The 737-nt window shown below is 42.5% G+C and carries 1 protein-coding gene and 1 pseudogene; both read left to right on the top strand.

The features are described 5' to 3' along the window. Positions 1 to 441, top strand: a pseudogene (locus P5674_RS25475) (hypothetical protein); the annotation flags it as partial. Between the two features lie 127 nt (positions 442 to 568). Continuing rightward, positions 569 to 737, top strand: a 169-nt coding sequence (locus tag P5674_RS25470; RefSeq protein ID WP_315670451.1) for an IS630 transposase-related protein, incomplete at its 3' end; no start/stop codon positions are given.

The following is a 737-nucleotide window of genomic DNA, read 5'->3' as shown; positions in this document are numbered from 1 at the left end:
TAAACAGGTCAAAGGTTAGCAATACCAATGTCAAAAGACAAGGCTTTGATTAACCGCCTAGGAATTCATAACGTCTGTTTACCTATTACAAACGCCAAGGACCCTAGCGGTTTTAATGATAATCATCGTAAATGGCTTAAACACCATAAGTGGGGATTTACTCAAGCATTAGCTTTCCGACATCTAGCTAATCAACTGGGAGAAATGAACGGGATACCACAAGAAATCAGGGCACGCTGCTTTGGACATTCGGTAGCGATTAATGACAGCAAATACAAAAAACGTCGCAACCTTGCCACAGAGTTAGGTATCTTAACACGCCACCACCGACAACCATTGCCACTAGATATGGCAAAGCAAACACTACTCAATCATGGTATTGACCCAGAATCACCAGAAATGAAAGCAGGACTTAGATTAATCTATCAGTTAGACGATTAACCCCCAATAAACCCACAACACAATACCCTCTAGGCTAAATACCTAGGGGGTTTCTTTTACACTATAGCACCAGACAGGAAAGTTAGGACGTATAATGGAGAGGACGAGATGACTAAGAAGACCAAAAATGCCAGCCCCCTATAGTTACGACCTCAGACAAAAAGTTATTGATGCAATTGAACTAGACGGTATGCCCAAAACAGAAGCCAGTCAAGTTTTCCATGTCAGCCGGAACACTATCAATCTCTGGCTGCAAAGAAAAGCACAGACCGGAGACTTCCTCCCTAAACCTAATC

It is taken from the genome of Limnospira sp. PMC 289.06 (assembly GCF_032350395.1).
Classification (GTDB): Bacteria; Cyanobacteriota; Cyanobacteriia; order Cyanobacteriales; family Microcoleaceae; genus Limnospira; species Limnospira platensis.
Note: the sequence above shows the minus strand (reverse complement) of the source record. Positions and strands in the feature narration are given on the sequence as shown.